Consider the following 14,910-nt stretch of genomic DNA (forward strand, 5'->3'; position numbering starts at 1 on the left):
AGAGGAGGCATCTGCATGCAGTATCCTGTTAATTTAATTGCAGCAATTTTGCTTACAGCAGTGATCAGCTATCTGCTGGGCAGTATCAGCTTTTCAATTATCTTTACAAAAATGTTTGATAAAAAAGATATCCGTACTATGGGCAGCGGCAACGCAGGCATGACAAATGTTCTGCGTACTGCCGGCATGAAACCGGGCGTGCTGACAACCATTTTTGATTTTCTTAAAGGCGTGGTTTCCTGCCTGATTGGTACGGCCATTTTTTCCGCACTGCTTGGAACCAGTACAGAGCTTTACCGCTACGGTGTGTATGTAGCGGGTATTGCGGTTGTGCTGGGGCATATGTATCCCATTTTCTTCGGATTTCGCGGCGGCAAGGGTGTGCTGACAACAGCTTCTTTTTTGCTGATGATTACACCACCAGTACTTGCGTGCGATTTTTCTGTCTTTCTGATTCTGGCACTTCTCACGAAATATGTTTCACTCGGTTCAGTTGTTGCTGCGGCAACGTTCCCCTTTTGGGGCTGGCTATTTAGCTATTTGTTCTTTTTCAGAACAGGGGAGGTATCTTTGCGGTACATGGTGATTACTACACTGCTGCTGTGTTTCCTGTCTGCTTTTGTAGTGGGTCGGCACCATGCGAACATAGGCCGTTTGATTCACGGTACGGAAAAGAAATTTTCTCTGCATCATGACAAGTGAAAAAATCCATAGAAAAGCTGCCCATGTACATAATGAAAATGCATGGGCAGCTTTTTGACGCAAAATGGCGTGAAAAAAGGAGCCTCGAAAGGCTCCTGATTTTCGCAGAACATTGTTTTAGACAGCTCGAGTTACCTTGCCGGAACGCAGGCAACGGGTGCAGGCGTAAATACGCTTGGGGGAACCGTCAACGATTGCTTTTACACGACGAATATTGGGCTTCCAGGTTCGATTGGAACGGCGATGGGAATGGGAAACTCTAATTCCGAAAGCAATATCCTTGCCGCAAATGTCGCACTTTGCCATGAGTCTGCACCTCCTTTTAAAAGGACTTATGCATATTGCGATAACAGATATATTATACAGGAGGATTCCCGAAAAAGCAAGCATTTTTTTACCTTTTTGCACATAGCCCGCAGTGCCTTGTATTTTGCCCGCAACCGTATTATAATGAACTATACCCCATGTGACCGAATTCAGTTGTATAAGGAGAATTATTCAGTATGTTATATAGTATGCTCCAGTCAATCTTTCGCGGACAGGGCGTGGATATGTCCAACCTGATTGCGCAGATTCTGGCCTCATTACTCATTATTTTTCTCATTCTTCCGTTTCACGAGTTTGCACACGGCTGGACTGCGGGAAAGCTGGGTGACCCTACTGCAAAATATTCCGGCAGGCTGACTTTTAACCCGCTGGCCAGTGTTGATCCACTTGGTGCAGTGGGCCTGATTCTGTTTGGGTTTGGCTGGGCGAAGCCGGTGCCGGTGGATACACGCTATTTTAAAAAGCCGAAGCGCGACATGGCTCTTACTGCGCTGGCAGGTCCGCTTGCAAATCTGCTTGCTTCTTTCGTCAGTGCAATTCTTTTGAATCTTGTGATTTTAGTCAGCGGCGGCAGTGTTACAGACGGCACCTATGTGCCGAGCACGATTGTTTCTTTCCTGGTTGTCTTTTTAGGCGCGTGCGTTACCATCAATATTTCCTTGGCGGCATTCAACCTGTTGCCGATTCCACCGCTGGACGGTTCCCGTATCCTGGCAATTTTCCTGAGTGACCGCGCAACGGCGATGTACTATCGTTATCAGAACATTATTATGTATGTGCTGTTTGCATTGCTTTTGGTTGGCGTTTTGGATGTACCGCTGATGGCTTTGCAGAATTTGTTTACAAAAGGTGTGATGTTCCTTGCAAATCTGCCGTTTGTCGCGCTTGGAGTGTAATAATCTAACGAAATATGGAAAAGCTAACCTACAAATTGGATACATTCGAAGGCCCACTGGATTTGCTGCTGTATCTGATTCGAAAAAACAAACTCAATATTTGTGATATTCCCATTGTGGAAGTGCTGGAACAGTATATGGAGCAGATTGATGCCGCGCGTGAGCAGAATATGGATGTTTCCAGCGAATTTCTGGAAATGGCTGCACGTTTGGTTTATATTAAAACAGTGTATCTGCTTCCAAAGCATGAAGAGGCGGATGCACTGCGTGCGGAACTATCCGGTCAGCTGCTGGAATATGAAGAGTGCAAGCGGGTGGCTTCGTTAATTGGTGAAGAACTCTCCATGGATTCTTTTGCACGGGAACCGGCTGCGGTTGAGCCGGACTATACCTATCGCCGCCCGCTCAATGGCTTAAAACTGCTGCAGGCGTATTATGATGCTGCTGGTCGTCATGTGGCTCCGCCGCCGACACAGGCTTCTTTTTCAGCGCTTGTTTCACACCGCATTGTGTCTGTGGCTTCGCAGATTATCTATGTGCTTCGCAGGTTGTGGAAAGACAGGAATATATCTTACCGCGCGCTTTTTGTACACAAAAAGGACCGTTCGGAAATTGTGGCAACGTTTCTTGCTGTGCTGGAACTGGTCAAAGGCAAGCGGGTACGTATTGAGGGAGAAACGGACAACCCCACAGTTGAACTTTTAAAGGCAGGTGAACGCAGGTGCAAAGCGAAACACTGACCGGCGCTCTGCAGGCAATGCTGTTTGCCAGCGGGGAACCGTTGGCACTGGACAGAATTGCCGAAGTACTGGAAATTGACTCTGCGCAGGCATTGACACTTGCGGAGAAAACCCGTGTAGCTTTTAATGCGGCAAATCTGGGTATTCAAATTATTCGGGTGGAGGACAGCTACCAAATGTGCAGCACACCTGCTTTTGCACGGCAGGTGCGGGCATTGTTGGAGATTCGCCACAATGCGCCGCTTTCGCAGGCTGCCTTGGAAGTGCTTGCAATTATCGCTTACAATCAGCCGGTCACCAAGGCATTTGTAGAGCAAATCCGTGGGGTGGATTCCGCTGGCGTAGTAGGAAGTCTGTGCCAAAAGGGCTTAGTGGAGGAGCGCGGACGCTTGGAATTGCCCGGCCGACCGCTGCTTTATGGCACGACCCCGAATTTTCTGCGCTGCATGAGTATTTCCACTTTGGAAGAACTGCCGCCGCTGAAACCGACAGAACAACCTGAAGACGGGGATAAAGTCTCAGTCAGTCAGTCGGCGGAGGCGGTGCCATGACATTTTTAAAAGTTTTCCTGGTTTTGACTTTGCTTGGTTTTCTTCTGACAATGGCTTCCGTCCGCCTGCGAATCTCCTATTATAAGGAACTTGGTCTGAAAATATCTTACTTGTGCTTTACGTTTACGATTTTTCCGCAGAAGAAAAAGCCCCCCAAAAAGAAGGAACAGGCAAAGAAAGCCAAAAAGCAGGAGGAAGAGAAGCCTAAAAAGGAAAATATTTTTCAAACTGTTTATCGCGAGAAAGGTCTGGAAGGCCTGCTGCATCTGCTGCGTTCGTTAGTGGAAATTGCAGGCGGCACTCTCAAAAGATTATTTACTCATCTGCGCGCGAAAAAACTTTCTTTGCATGTTTCGGTAGCAAACGAAGATGCGGCAGAAACTGCTTTGATGTACGGAAAGGTGTGTGCGGTTGTTTACCCGTCCTTTTCTGTACTGACCGGGACAATGAAATGTAAAAAATTTGAAGTTGCGGTTGTTCCGGATTTTCAGTCCGGTAAAACGCAGATTCAAGGGGAAGCGGATGTAAAAATCCGTGTAGCAGTTCTGCTGATTACAGCTGCCCAGGCGCTGATCAGATACATGAAAACAGTAAAATCGGCTAAACTAGACGATGAACAAACAAAAAGAAAAGGCGGTGCAGTAAATGAGCAGCAATCATCCGATTGAAGGCATGATGGACACAACCCTGAATAATATTAAGCAGATGGTGGACATCAACACGATTGTCGGGGATCCGATTACTTCTCCCGAAGGAACAATCATTATTCCAATTTCTAAGATTAGCTATGGTTTCGCATCCGGCGGTTCAGACTTTGCCTGCAAAGCAAGTCCGGATAAAGAATTTTTTGGTGGCGGTGCCGGTGCAGGTGTTACCATTAATCCGGTAGCTTTTTTGACGATTTCCAACGGAAACGTTAAAATGCTGCAGATTGACCCCTACAATTCTTCAGCAGACCGCATTGTTGGCATGGTGCCAGATATTGTAGATAAAGTTAACGAAATGCTAAACAGCAAGAAACAGAAAAAAGAAAATCAGCCTGCTTCTGCAGAAGAAACTTTCCCTGTGGAACCACAGGTATAATTTTTAAGCAGCCGCCTGCATACAAGTTATTCGAGGGCAGGTGGTTGTTTTGTATCAGAAAACAATTTCTAAAAATTTTGTAAAAAAAGCAACGGCAGTAATTGTGACAGTGTTTACGGCAGCTTCCGTGTTTAGCGTGTATCCCGTACACGCTGAAACAAAGCCGGAATTGTCTGTATCTGCGCAGTCGGCAATTTTGGTGAACGCTGTGGACGGCAGTACTCTTTGGGCAAAAAATGCGCAGCAAAAGAGGCCAATGGCTAGCACTACAAAAATCATGACCGCATTGCTTACTTTGGAAGCGGCAGCCTGTAATAACCGCGTAGTAGAAGTCACTGCCGATATGCTGCGGGTGGAGGGTTCTTCTATGGGGCTGCAGTCGGGTGACCGCATTAGTCTCAGCGGCCTGGCGGCAGGAATGCTCAGTACCTCCGGCAATGACGCTGCGATAGTGGCTTCTTATGCTTTGGCGGGCGGCCCGGTCGCTTTTGCAAAAAAAATGAATCAGCGTGCACAGGAACTCGGCATGGCAAGCTCGCATTTTGTTACGCCGTCCGGATTGGACAATGATGAGCATTATTCCACTGCGGAAGATATGGCAAAGCTTGCCTGTGCGGCTATGAAAAATGAAACATTTGCGGCGATTACCTCGCGAAAGTCAGTAAAAGTGGCTTTTGCACAGCCTGCCTGCACACGAATGTACACGAATCACAACAAACTGTTGGCGCAGTATCAGGGCTGTATTGGTGTAAAAACCGGTTTTACCAAAAAATCTGGCAGATGTCTGGTGAGCTGTGCGCAGAGAAACGGCGTACGGCTCATTGCGGTTACACTGAACGCACCGGACGACTGGAAAGACCATCAGACAATGTTGGACTATGGCTTTACAAAGTTAAAATCCGTTACATTGGACGACAGTACCTATTCAGTTTCACTGCCGTTGATTGGCGGCAGTGCAGCAAGTGTGCAGGTAACGGGGGAAGCGGGCAGCACACTGGTTTTGCCAAAGGATGCAACACTAGAGCGCAGAGTGGAGCTTCCACATTTTTTGTATGCACCACTGGAAAAGGGCGACCTGGTAGGGCAGGTTTCTTACCTGGTGAATGGCCGCGAAGTGGGGCACACAGCGCTGACAGCCGGCCCAGTGGCAGCGCAGGGTACGACACAGCAAAATTTTTGGCAGAAAGTCGTTTGCTTTTTCCAAAGTTTATTCCGGTAATTGACCCGATTGATAAAAATTTAAATTAAGGATAAAAGATATGACAGAAAAAATTCGATTGCAAAAGATTTTGGCGGATGCCGGTGTTGCTTCCCGCCGCAAAGCAGAAGAAATGATTTCTGCTGGATATATAAAAGTAAATGATCGCACTGCGCAGGTAGGTGATAAAGCAGACCCGAAGCATGATAAAATCACAGTACATGGCAAGTTGCTCAATACACATACGGCGTCTGTTTATTTGGTGCTGCACAAGCCACGCGGCTTTATTACGACTATGTCGGATGAACGCGACCGCAAATGTGTGGCCGAATTGGTGCAAGAAGTACCCGTGCGCGTGTATCCGGTGGGACGGCTTGACCGTGAAAGTGAAGGCATGCTGCTGATGACGAATGACGGTGAATTCGCAAACGCAATGATGCACCCCTCCCGCCATGTGCCAAAAACCTACCGCGTAACGGTTCGTCCGGGGATTACCGAGGAGCAGCTGACACAGTTGACAGTCGGTATTATGATTGACGGCAGAAAAACAGCACCGGCGCAGGTGAAGGTGCTGCACCAGGAAAGTGGCCGTGTGGTGATGGAAATTATTTTGCACGAAGGCAGAAACCGCCAGATTCGAAAAATGTGTGAAGCAGTTGGGTTGGAAGTTGCGCGGCTGAAGCGTACCGCTATTGGTAATCTGCGCTTGGGAATGCTGCAGCCGGGCGAGTGGCGATATCTGACAGCACAGGAAGTAAAACAGCTGACCACTGCTGCAAAAGCGGACAGACGTGAACAAACACAGCCTGCTGACCATCACAAGGATTGATGTGTTTAAAATCATTTTTTGTACCCTATTTCAACAAAAAACACAAGAAACACTTGCTAAATACAAGTATTTCATTTATAATTTAATTGTTATAGATTTATCATTTGCCTAAAACAAGGCGGATTTTTTCAAATTTATGCAAACGGAGGAGTCAATCATGAGCAATACCGGTGCGGCTGAGTCGCTGCAGGATGCACGCGATCTCTTAAAAAACACCACTGGAAGCAAACGGCTCAGCGCGCTCTTCGATGAGGGGCGCTTCCTGAAAATCGATCACTTTGCAAAATCAGCAGGAAATTACACTGAGGCAGCCGCAGGTTATGGAACCGTGGAAGGATGCCCGGTATATGCCTTTGCGCAAAGCAGCGATATTTCCGGCGGTGCTGTCAGCAAAGCGCAGGCACAGAAAATCAGCAAAGTTTACGCTCTTGCTGCAAAAAGCGGTGTGCCGGTGGTTGGCATTTATGACTCCATTGGCGGTAAATTACAGGAAGGTGCCGACCTTCTGCATGCCTATGGTGACATTCTGCGGGAAGCAAACGCGCTTTCCGGCGTTGTTCCGCAGATTTCGCTGATTCTCGGTCCCTGCATTGGTACTTCGGCAATGATTGCGTCCTGCGCGGATTTTGTCGTGATGTCTGATAAAGGCGAACTGACCATTGCGTCTAACGGAGAAGGCGGCAGTGCAGAAGCAGCCGCAAAAGAGGGAAATGCTGCAATTACAGCGAAAACAGAGAAAGAGGCAGTTGCAGCTGTGCGCAGCCTGATTGCAAAGCTGCCCTCCAATAATTTGGACGCGGTCGGCTTTGAAGATGAAAATGACGGCATAGCTGTTCCTGCTGCAGGCAATTCTGCCAAGGATGCAGCTAAGGCTGTAGCTAACGCTGGTTCCCTGCAGGAACTTACTGCGGAGTTTGGCAAAACGGCTTTTACAGCATTAGCGGGAATTGGCTGCGGCGCAACTGTGGGTTTGCTTGCATATGACGGTGAACTGGATGCAGATGCCTGCGCAAAGGCGGCTCGTTTCATTCGTTTCTGCGACGCATTTAATATGCCGCTGGTTAGTTTTGTGAATGCTGAGAAATTTACTTCTCTGCGTGCGGCGGCAATGCTTTCGGATGCTTATGCAGAAGCAACTGCTGCAAAAATTTCTGTGCTGGTGGGAAATGCATACGGCCCGGTCTATATTGTAACTTCCGGCCGCGGCGCAAATGCGGATTACACAATGGCGTGGCCGCAGGCTGTTATTTCCGCTCTGGCTCCTGAAACAGGTGCAATTTTCCTGTGGAATGACCGCTTGAATGGTTCTGCCGACCCGGTGAGCGACCGCAAGAAATTGATTGCCCAGTACGCGGAGCAGGAGAGCAATCCGCTGAAAGCCGCTGAACAGGGCTTGATCGAAAATGTAATTCAGCCGGAAGAGACCCGTGCGGAATTGATTTGTGCGTTGGAAATGCTTTCTTCCAAACGCGTTTCCACTATGCCGAAAAAGCACAGCAATATTCAGCTTTAATTTGGAACAATAGCCGTTTGCTTATAGAAGGAGGAACTATCAATGAAAAATCTGAAAATCACCGTTAACGGTGTTCCTTATGATGTACAGGTTGAAGAACAGGATTCCGCAGCTGCAGTTTCTTCACCCGGAGCAGCACCGGCAGCCAAACCGGCTGCGCCCAAAGCTGCTGCTCCGGCTCCGGCAGCCGCTGCTCCGGCGGCAAAGCCAGCTGCTGATGCAGAAGTCATTAACAGCCCAATGCCCGGCACGATTGTTAACGTAAAGGTACAGGCAGGCCAGAATGTAAAATCTGGTGATGTGCTTGTCATTTTGGAAGCCATGAAGATGGAAAATGAAATCATGGCTCCGCATGATGCTGTTGTTGACAGTGTTCTGGTTACCAAGGGACAGAGCGTGGAGTCCGGTACACCGCTCGTTTCTCTCCACTGAGGGGGTAGCAGGACATGACAAAGAAAATTGGAATTACCGAAGTTGCCCTGCGCGATGCACCGCAGTCCCTGATTGCCACTCGTATGCCGATGAGCGACATGCTGCCGATTCTGGACAAGCTGGATAAGGTGGGCTATTACTCACTGGAGTGCTGGGGCGGTGCGACCTTTGACAGCTGCCTGCGCTTTCTGAACGAAGATCCGTGGGAACGCCTGCGTATTCTGCGCAAGCACTGCCCGAACACAAAGCTGCAGATGCTGTTCCGCGGTCAGAATATGCTGGGCTACCGCCACTATGCGGACGATGTGCTGGAATATTTTGTGCAGCGCAGTGTTGCAAACGGCATTGATATTATTCGTATTTTTGATGCGCTGAACGACATCAAAAATTTACAGACGGCGATTAAAGCTGCCAAAAAGGAAGGTGCCACCGCGCAGGTCGCAATTTCCTATACCACCGGGCCGGTGTTTACAACTGATTACTATGTGAAGTATGCAAAGCAGATTGAAGAAGCCGGTGCGGACTCCATCTGTATTAAGGACATGGCAGCGCTGCTGACACCGTATAAGACATACGAACTTGTTTCCGCATTGAAAAAGGCTGTGCAGCTGCCCATCCAACTGCATACACATTATACTTCCGGTTTAGCATCCATGTGCCTACTCAAAGGCATTGAGGCGGGTGCGGATGTAATTGATACAGCCATTTCTCCGCTGGCACTGGGTACTTCCCACGCGCCTACAGAGTCTATGGTTGCAGCATTGCAGGGAACAGAGTATGATACCGGAATTGACCTGAAAGTATTCGGTGAAATTCGGGAATATTTCATGAAGCTGCGCAAGAAATATATCGAAAGCGGTTTGCTTGACCAGAGTATGCTGGCAACCAACACCAAGGCGCTGCTGTATCAGGTGCCGGGCGGAATGTTGAGCAATCTGCTTTCTCAGCTGAAGCAGGCGGGCAAAGCCGAACAGTTGGAAGACGTACTGCAGGAAGTACCGCGTGTACGTAAAGACGCGGGCTATCCGCCGCTGGTTACTCCGACTTCTCAGATTGTTGGCACGCAGGCTGTGTTTAACGTGATTACCGGCGAGCGTTATAAAATGTGCACCAATGAGTTTAAGGACTTGGTTGCCGGCAAGTACGGCACAACTCCAATGCCGATTGATGAAGAATTTGCAAAGAAAATCATCGGTGATCAGCCGAGGATTACCTGCCGTCCGGCAGACTTGCTGAAACCGGAGCTTGATACTTTACGCAAAGAGTGTGCAGAGTGGACGGAACAGGAAGAAGACGTGCTTTCTTACGCAATGTTCCCGAAAGTGGCAACGGACTTCTTCAAAAAGCGCGCTGCTGCCAAATACGGAGTAGATGAAAAGCATGCGGATGCACAGGCACAGATTCATCCGGTTTGAGTTAACAAATTTTAAAGGGCAGCCTTTCCTGTTGGAAAAGCTGCCTTTCCTTACGGTTGACAAGCAGGGGATAAACCTGATACAATAAATAAGTATGCAAATCAATTTCTCTGTGGAAAACGAGATGGTTTTTTGATAAAAAGCATGACCGGCTATGGCCGGCAGGAGGAAATGGTTGGCGGGCGGCATATTCAGGTAGAAATCAAGTCTGTCAATCATCGTTATTTTGAACTGACAACACGCATCAGCCGCGGATATGGATTTTTGGAAGACAAAATTAAAAATTATATTCAGAATTACATTTCACGCGGCAAGGTCGATGTTTTCATTTCGGTAGAGTCAACTGAGGATAAAGATGTACAGATTTCGGTCAATCACAGCGTAGCAGCAGGCTATGTTTCCGCTTTGCGGGAGCTTTGCAATGAATATGGCTTGGAAGACGATATTTCTGCATCCACGCTGTCAAAATTCAGCGATATTTTTGCGATTTATCACAAGCCTGAGGATGAAGATGCAGTTTGGGCAGACGTGAAAGAAGTAACCGACAAAGCAATTACTTCTTTTCTGCATATGCGCATTACCGAGGGCCAGAAGATGAAAGAGGATGTGGCAGCACGTGCCAATCACGTTCTGGAGCTGGTAGAACAGGTGGAGCGCCGTTCCCCGGAAACAGTAGAAGCTTACCGCAAGCATTTGTATTCTCGCTTGCAGGAGGTTTTGCAGGACAAGGCCGTGGATGAGCAGCGCATTTTAACAGAAGCGGCAGTGTTCGCCGACAAGGTAGCCGTAGATGAAGAAACCGTACGTCTGCGCAGCCACATTGCACAGTTTCACACAATGCTGGAGTCTGTGGAACCTGTTGGCCGCAAGCTGGACTTTTTGGTGCAGGAAATGAACCGCGAGGCAAATACAATCGGCTCCAAATGCTCTGATACACAGATTGCTTATGTCGTTGTTGACATAAAGGCGGAAATTGAAAAAATCCGCGAACAAATTCAGAACATAGAGTGAAAGTCTGAAAGTCAGGGGGAAACACAATGAAACTGATTAATATCGGTTTTGGCAACATGGTTTCTGCAAATCGTTTGGTGGCAATAGTCAGCCCGGAGTCTGCACCAATCAAGCGGATTATTCAGGATGCCAAAGAGCGTGGAACGTTAATTGATGCAACCTATGGGCGTCGTACGCGCGCGGTTATCATTATGGACAGCGAACATGTAATTTTGTCCGCTGTGCAGCCAGAAACCGTTGCGAACCGTCTGAACGATAAAGACGATGAACTTGAAGATGAGGAGCTGGATGGAAGTGACGAATAAAGGACTGCTAATCGTCTTTTCAGGCCCTTCCGGAACTGGGAAGGGAACTGTTTTGAAAGCTTACTTTGCAAAACATCCAGAGGCGCGGCTTTCTGTTTCTGCAACTACGCGGCAGCCACGGCCCGGCGAACAGGATGGACGCGAATACTTCTTTGTTTCTAAAGAACAGTTTGCACAGATGAAACAGGAAAATGCTCTGCTTGAAAGTGCAGAGTACTGCGGTAATTGCTACGGTACACCGCGTGCACCGATTGAAAAATGGCTGAACGAGGGGTGCGATGTTTTTCTGGAAATCGAGGTGCAGGGCGGTGCACAGGTGCGTCGGCTGGAGCCGGATAGTGTTGGCGTTTTTATTTTGCCGCCGTCTGTAAAAGAACTGGGAGAACGGCTGCGAGGACGCGGTACAGAAGCAGAAGCAGTGGTACAGAAACGTTTAAATGCAGCAAAAGAGGAAATACTGCAGGCAAAGCACTATGATTATGCAGTAATAAATGATACGATTGAAGAAGCAGCGGAGGAAATTGCTACAATCATTTCTTCTGAAAAACACAAAATCAGCCGGAATCCGGCGCTGATAGAAGGGGTGCTGAACAATGATTAAACCGATTGCAGATCTTTTGACAGAACCGGGTCAGAGCCGCTATGCTCTGTGCGTTGGTGTTTCCAAGCGTGCCCGCGAAATTGCCTCTGAGGCAGAAGAACAGGGTGAGGTGCTCGACGAAAAACCAGTAGAGCTGGCTGTGGAGGAACTGGAAGAGCACCAGTATCGTATTACGGAAACTGACCGCAATGAAGATGAAGAAGCCGATGAAGCAAAAGAGCAGAAAATTGAGCAGCAGTTTTTAGATGCCTCTGCTTTAAATGAAAACGGGGAAGAATAAGTTTTTTTACGGAGGAAGCCGCTAATGCTGATGGTCAGGGTCGCTGTAGAGAATACAGTCTATCATTTTGACAAAGACTTTGACTATGCAGTACCTGCTTCTTTAGCAGAAAAGGCTGTGCCCGGCTGCCGTGTGCAGGTTCCGTTTGGTACGGCAAACCGTGTTTGCCAAGGAATGATTCTGTCTGTACATGAAGCGGAGGGCAATGCAAAAATAAAGTTTTTGCAAGCGGTGCTGGATGAAGCACCGCTTCTTTCAAATGAAATGCTTTTTTTAATTCCATGGCTGAAAGAACGCTATTATTGTACGCTTTTTGATGCAGTGCGGTTATTGTTGCCAGCTGGTCTTACTTATCGTATGCAGAGTATCTATGCGCTGGCGGTGGGGGTAACCAAGGAGACGGTTCAGACTTTACCGCCGGAAAAGCAGGCGGCGGCTCTGCCGCTGCTGCGTCAGTCTTCACTGGAAAAAGGAAAGCTTTTGCGGCAGGCGGGGCTGTCCCCAGATTCACTGGTGCTTGATGATTTGTGCAGAAATGGCATTTTGCAGCGTACGATGGACCCGGTTCGCCGCATGGGGGATGCCTCCATGAAAATGGTGCGCCTGCATGAGCCGCTTCCGGACCCGTTGAAGCTGACGCCTCGGCAGCGTGAGGTCTTTCATGTCCTGCAGGACGCCGGGTGCGCTTCCGTTAAGGAAGTTTGCTACTTTACAGGGGTTACGCCTGCTGTAATCAAGAATATGACGGCACACGGCGTCTGCGACGAATATGAGCAGGAAACCTACCGGACACCTTATTTGACTGGCGAATGTACAGAAACTGGAGAACAGACTCCAATTCATCTTTCACCGGAGCAGGAAACAGCTTATGAGCATTTGTTGGCGGCGTATCGTGCAGGAGAAGCAACATATTCCTTGCTCTATGGCGTGACGGGAAGTGGAAAAACCAGCGTATATCTCTGCCTGATTGACCAGGTACTGCAGGATGGGCGCGATGTAATTCTGATGGTTCCCGAAATCTCACTGACACCGCAGTCTGTTCATATTTTTCAGCAGCGTTACGGAAAAAAAGTGGCTGTTTTTCACAGTGGACTTTCTGTGGGCGAGCGCATGGATGAGTGGAAGCGCGTAAAACGGGGTGAAGCAACTGTTGTTGTAGGTACCCGTTCGGCAATTTTTGCTCCGCTTGCACATATTGGTTTGATTATTGTGGATGAAGAGCAGGAATCTACTTATCAGTCGGAAAGTTCTCCGCGGTATCACGCAAAAGAGGTTGCGTGGTTTCGATGCAGATACCACCGGGCATTGCTGCTGCTTGCATCCGCAACACCCTGTGTGGAAACTTACTATGCCGCACAGACGGGTAAAATTGGGCTGGAAACGCTTTCACAGCGCTATGGTGAAGCACAGTTGCCGGAAGTCTGTATCTGCGACATGAATGAGGAACTGCGAAACGGGAATGCGTCGGTACTTAGCTGGCCATTACTAACGGCACTGCGGGAAAATCTGGAGCAGAAACGGCAATCCATTCTGCTGCTGAATCGGCGCGGTTACAATACTTTTGCTTCCTGTCAGGACTGCGGACATGTTATGACCTGTCCGAACTGCAGCATTTCACTTACTTATCATGCGGCAAACAACCGCCTGATGTGTCATTACTGCGGATATTCTGTACCAATGACTGCGGAATGTCCCGAGTGCCACGGAAAGCATCTGCGCTACACTGGCGCGGGCACGCAAAAAGCGGAAGAACAGCTGCAGGAACTGCTGCCACGGGCACGTATCCTGCGGCTGGACGCGGATGCTACCATGAGCCGGTATGCCTACGAAGACAAGCTGCGGCAGTTTGCAGACGGAGAATATGATTTAATTGTCGGCACACAGATGGTGGCAAAAGGGCTTGACTTTGAAAATGTAACAGTAGTCGGTGTCCTTTCTGCAGATCAGTCACTGTACAATGACGATTTTCGCAGCACAGAGCGTACATTTGATCTGCTGACGCAGGTGGTTGGGCGTGCTGGCAGGGGACGCTTTCGCGGCAGGGCGTTTTTGCAGACTTTCACGCCGGAAAATCCAGTTTTTGCACTGGCGGCCAGCCAGAACTATCCGGCATTTTATCAGCAGGAACTGCCCCTGCGGAAGCTAATGCTTTATCCGCCGTTTGCGGATTTGTGTGTTGTTGGCTTCGTTGGAAGCAATGAACAGGAAGTACGCGGCGGCAGCATGGTTTTCTTGCAGCAACTGCGTCAGTTGGCAAAGACAGAGTACCGGCAGCTGCCTCTGCGGGTACTGAATCCATCACCGGCGCATATCCTGCGTGCGGGTGGCAAGTATCGCTATAAACTGCTTTTAAAGTGCAGAAACAGCCGCCTTTTCCGGCAAATGATTTCCAGACTTCTGGTCCATTTTGCAGGAGAGAAAAAGTTTAAGCACGTTACTGCTTTCGCAGATATGAACCCGGACACAGTCCTTTAGGTTCGGTAAAAATAGTTCTAGCAATTACATTTCAAATCTTTTAGGAGGAATTTATCATGGGAATCCGCAATATACGCAAAGGGAATGATCCGTGTCTGAAAGTGGTTTGCCGTCCAGTTGAAAAATTCGATGCAAAGCTGGGAGAGCTGCTGGATGACATGTATGATACCATGAAGCAGGCGGACGGCGTGGGTTTGGCCGCGCCGCAGGTGGGCATTCGCCGCCGCGCTGTGGTAATTGATGTTGGTGAAGGCCGCGTGGAGCTTGTAAACCCCGAGTTTCTGCTGCAGGAGGGCGAGCAGGAGTGCGTGGAAGGCTGTCTGTCTTTTCCAAACCGCTGGGGTGTTACGCACCGCCCGAAGCATGTAAAAGTTCGTGCACAGCACCGCGACGGTTCTTTCTTTGAAGTGGATGCCGAGGACTTTTTTGCACTGGCCTGCTGCCACGAAATTGATCATTTGAATGGGATTGTGTTCCTCTCTCATGTTGAGCATTTTCTGACAGAGGAAGAACTGCAGAAGATGCACTGAATGAGTTCCATGCATATTTTCC

The 14,910-nt window shown here is 48.7% G+C and carries 18 protein-coding genes; 17 read left to right on the forward strand and 1 reads right to left on the reverse strand.

Translation table 11 applies throughout. The features are described 5' to 3' along the window. The first annotated feature begins 15 nt into the window (after nt 1–15). On the forward strand, nt 16–702 hold the full coding sequence (gene plsY, locus H6X83_RS06385) for a glycerol-3-phosphate 1-O-acyltransferase PlsY (protein WP_212508290.1): 687 nt from the start codon (nt 16–18) through the stop codon (nt 700–702). Between the two features lie 117 nt (nt 703–819). Here plsY and rpmB read toward each other — a convergent pair whose 3' ends face one another. Then, a complete protein-coding gene (rpmB, locus tag H6X83_RS06390) occupies nt 820–1,008 on the reverse strand; it encodes a 50S ribosomal protein L28 (protein ID WP_212508291.1) in 189 nt (62 codons plus the stop codon). Between the two features lie 197 nt (nt 1,009–1,205). Between rpmB and H6X83_RS06395 the strand changes: the two genes are divergently transcribed. The 16 genes from H6X83_RS06395 to def all read left to right on the forward strand — a co-directional run bounded on the left by H6X83_RS06395 (nt 1,206) and on the right by def (nt 14,888). Continuing rightward, entirely contained in the window at nt 1,206–1,925 is a 720-nt protein-coding gene (locus H6X83_RS06395) for a site-2 protease family protein (RefSeq protein ID WP_212508292.1), read from the forward strand. A gap of 35 nt (nt 1,926–1,960) precedes the next feature. Next, nucleotides 1,961–2,665: a segregation and condensation protein A gene (locus H6X83_RS06400; protein WP_246419550.1), complete on the forward strand. Its 705-nt coding sequence runs from the start codon at nt 1,961–1,963 to the stop codon at nt 2,663–2,665. Then, nucleotides 2,647–3,216, forward strand: a complete 570-nt coding sequence (gene scpB, locus H6X83_RS06405) for an SMC-Scp complex subunit ScpB (RefSeq protein ID WP_212508294.1) — start codon at nt 2,647–2,649, stop codon at nt 3,214–3,216. The genes H6X83_RS06400 and scpB overlap by 19 nt, the downstream gene beginning before the upstream one ends. Continuing rightward, a complete protein-coding gene (locus tag H6X83_RS06410) occupies nt 3,213–3,884 on the forward strand; it encodes a DUF2953 domain-containing protein (protein ID WP_212508295.1) in 672 nt (223 codons plus the stop codon). Before scpB ends, H6X83_RS06410 begins: the two co-directional genes overlap by 4 nt. After that, the gene (gene ytfJ, locus H6X83_RS06415; RefSeq protein ID WP_212508296.1) at nt 3,862–4,299 is read left to right on the forward strand and encodes a GerW family sporulation protein; all 438 of its coding nucleotides are present in this window, start codon (nt 3,862–3,864) and stop codon (nt 4,297–4,299) included. Before H6X83_RS06410 ends, ytfJ begins: the two co-directional genes overlap by 23 nt. A gap of 40 nt (nt 4,300–4,339) precedes the next feature. Then, nucleotides 4,340–5,518: a D-alanyl-D-alanine carboxypeptidase family protein gene (locus H6X83_RS06420; protein WP_425489205.1), complete on the forward strand. Its 1,179-nt coding sequence runs from the start codon at nt 4,340–4,342 to the stop codon at nt 5,516–5,518. A 40-nt stretch (nt 5,519–5,558) separates the two neighbouring features. Continuing rightward, a complete protein-coding gene (locus H6X83_RS06425) occupies nt 5,559–6,326 on the forward strand; it encodes a pseudouridine synthase (protein ID WP_212508298.1) in 768 nt (255 codons plus the stop codon). A 157-nt stretch (nt 6,327–6,483) separates the two neighbouring features. Further along, nucleotides 6,484–7,839: a carboxyl transferase domain-containing protein gene (locus H6X83_RS06430; protein WP_212508299.1), complete on the forward strand. Its 1,356-nt coding sequence runs from the start codon at nt 6,484–6,486 to the stop codon at nt 7,837–7,839. A 42-nt stretch (nt 7,840–7,881) separates the two neighbouring features. Further along, on the forward strand, nt 7,882–8,271 hold the full coding sequence (locus H6X83_RS06435; protein ID WP_212508300.1) for a biotin/lipoyl-containing protein: 390 nt from the start codon (nt 7,882–7,884) through the stop codon (nt 8,269–8,271). A 14-nt stretch (nt 8,272–8,285) separates the two neighbouring features. After that, nucleotides 8,286–9,686 carry an oxaloacetate decarboxylase subunit alpha gene (locus tag H6X83_RS06440; protein WP_212508301.1) on the forward strand — a complete coding sequence of 467 codons (1,401 nt, stop codon included), beginning with the start codon at nt 8,286–8,288 and terminating at the stop codon, nt 9,684–9,686. Nucleotides 9,687–9,818: 132 nt separating this feature from the next. Beyond that, nucleotides 9,819–10,697 (forward strand): YicC/YloC family endoribonuclease, encoded by an 879-nt coding sequence (locus H6X83_RS06445; protein WP_212508302.1) that lies wholly within the window; start codon nt 9,819–9,821, stop codon nt 10,695–10,697. A 26-nt stretch (nt 10,698–10,723) separates the two neighbouring features. Continuing rightward, nucleotides 10,724–11,002: an extracellular matrix/biofilm regulator RemA gene (remA, locus tag H6X83_RS06450; protein WP_212508303.1), complete on the forward strand. Its 279-nt coding sequence runs from the start codon at nt 10,724–10,726 to the stop codon at nt 11,000–11,002. Then, a complete protein-coding gene (gene gmk / locus H6X83_RS06455; protein WP_212508304.1) occupies nt 10,986–11,603 on the forward strand; it encodes a guanylate kinase in 618 nt (205 codons plus the stop codon). The genes remA and gmk overlap by 17 nt, the downstream gene beginning before the upstream one ends. Continuing rightward, the gene (locus H6X83_RS06460) at nt 11,596–11,883 is read left to right on the forward strand and encodes a DNA-directed RNA polymerase subunit omega (protein ID WP_212508305.1); all 288 of its coding nucleotides are present in this window, start codon (nt 11,596–11,598) and stop codon (nt 11,881–11,883) included. Before gmk ends, H6X83_RS06460 begins: the two co-directional genes overlap by 8 nt. A 24-nt stretch (nt 11,884–11,907) precedes the next feature. Next, nucleotides 11,908–14,358, forward strand: a complete 2,451-nt coding sequence (priA, locus tag H6X83_RS06465; RefSeq protein ID WP_212508306.1) for a replication restart helicase PriA — start codon at nt 11,908–11,910, stop codon at nt 14,356–14,358. A 56-nt stretch (nt 14,359–14,414) separates the two neighbouring features. Further along, complete coding sequence (gene def / locus H6X83_RS06470; RefSeq protein ID WP_212508307.1) at nt 14,415–14,888, forward strand: peptide deformylase; 474 nt, start codon at nt 14,415–14,417, stop codon at nt 14,886–14,888. Nucleotides 14,889–14,910: the final 22 nt, after the last annotated feature.

This window comes from Caproicibacterium amylolyticum, from assembly GCF_014467055.1.
GTDB classification, from domain to species: Bacteria; Bacillota; Clostridia; order Oscillospirales; family Acutalibacteraceae; genus Caproicibacterium; species Caproicibacterium amylolyticum.

What these genes read in the sequence shown, in the direction of transcription:
- plsY (WP_212508290.1), top strand. Translation starts at nt 16, where the DNA reads ATGCAGTATCCTGTTAATTTAATTGCAGCAATTTTGCTTACAGCAGTG.
- rpmB (WP_212508291.1), bottom strand. Translation starts at nt 1,008, where the DNA reads ATGGCAAAGTGCGACATTTGCGGCAAGGATATTGCTTTCGGAATTAGA.
- H6X83_RS06395 (WP_212508292.1), top strand. Translation starts at nt 1,206, where the DNA reads ATGTTATATAGTATGCTCCAGTCAATCTTTCGCGGACAGGGCGTGGAT.
- H6X83_RS06410 (WP_212508295.1), top strand. Translation starts at nt 3,213, where the DNA reads ATGACATTTTTAAAAGTTTTCCTGGTTTTGACTTTGCTTGGTTTTCTT.
- ytfJ (WP_212508296.1), top strand. Translation starts at nt 3,862, where the DNA reads ATGAGCAGCAATCATCCGATTGAAGGCATGATGGACACAACCCTGAAT.
- H6X83_RS06425 (WP_212508298.1), top strand. Translation starts at nt 5,559, where the DNA reads ATGACAGAAAAAATTCGATTGCAAAAGATTTTGGCGGATGCCGGTGTT.
- H6X83_RS06430 (WP_212508299.1), top strand. Translation starts at nt 6,484, where the DNA reads ATGAGCAATACCGGTGCGGCTGAGTCGCTGCAGGATGCACGCGATCTC.
- H6X83_RS06435 (WP_212508300.1), top strand. Translation starts at nt 7,882, where the DNA reads ATGAAAAATCTGAAAATCACCGTTAACGGTGTTCCTTATGATGTACAG.
- H6X83_RS06440 (WP_212508301.1), top strand. Translation starts at nt 8,286, where the DNA reads ATGACAAAGAAAATTGGAATTACCGAAGTTGCCCTGCGCGATGCACCG.
- remA (WP_212508303.1), top strand. Translation starts at nt 10,724, where the DNA reads ATGAAACTGATTAATATCGGTTTTGGCAACATGGTTTCTGCAAATCGT.
- gmk (WP_212508304.1), top strand. Translation starts at nt 10,986, where the DNA reads ATGGAAGTGACGAATAAAGGACTGCTAATCGTCTTTTCAGGCCCTTCC.
- H6X83_RS06460 (WP_212508305.1), top strand. Translation starts at nt 11,596, where the DNA reads ATGATTAAACCGATTGCAGATCTTTTGACAGAACCGGGTCAGAGCCGC.
- priA (WP_212508306.1), top strand. Translation starts at nt 11,908, where the DNA reads ATGCTGATGGTCAGGGTCGCTGTAGAGAATACAGTCTATCATTTTGAC.
- def (WP_212508307.1), top strand. Translation starts at nt 14,415, where the DNA reads ATGGGAATCCGCAATATACGCAAAGGGAATGATCCGTGTCTGAAAGTG.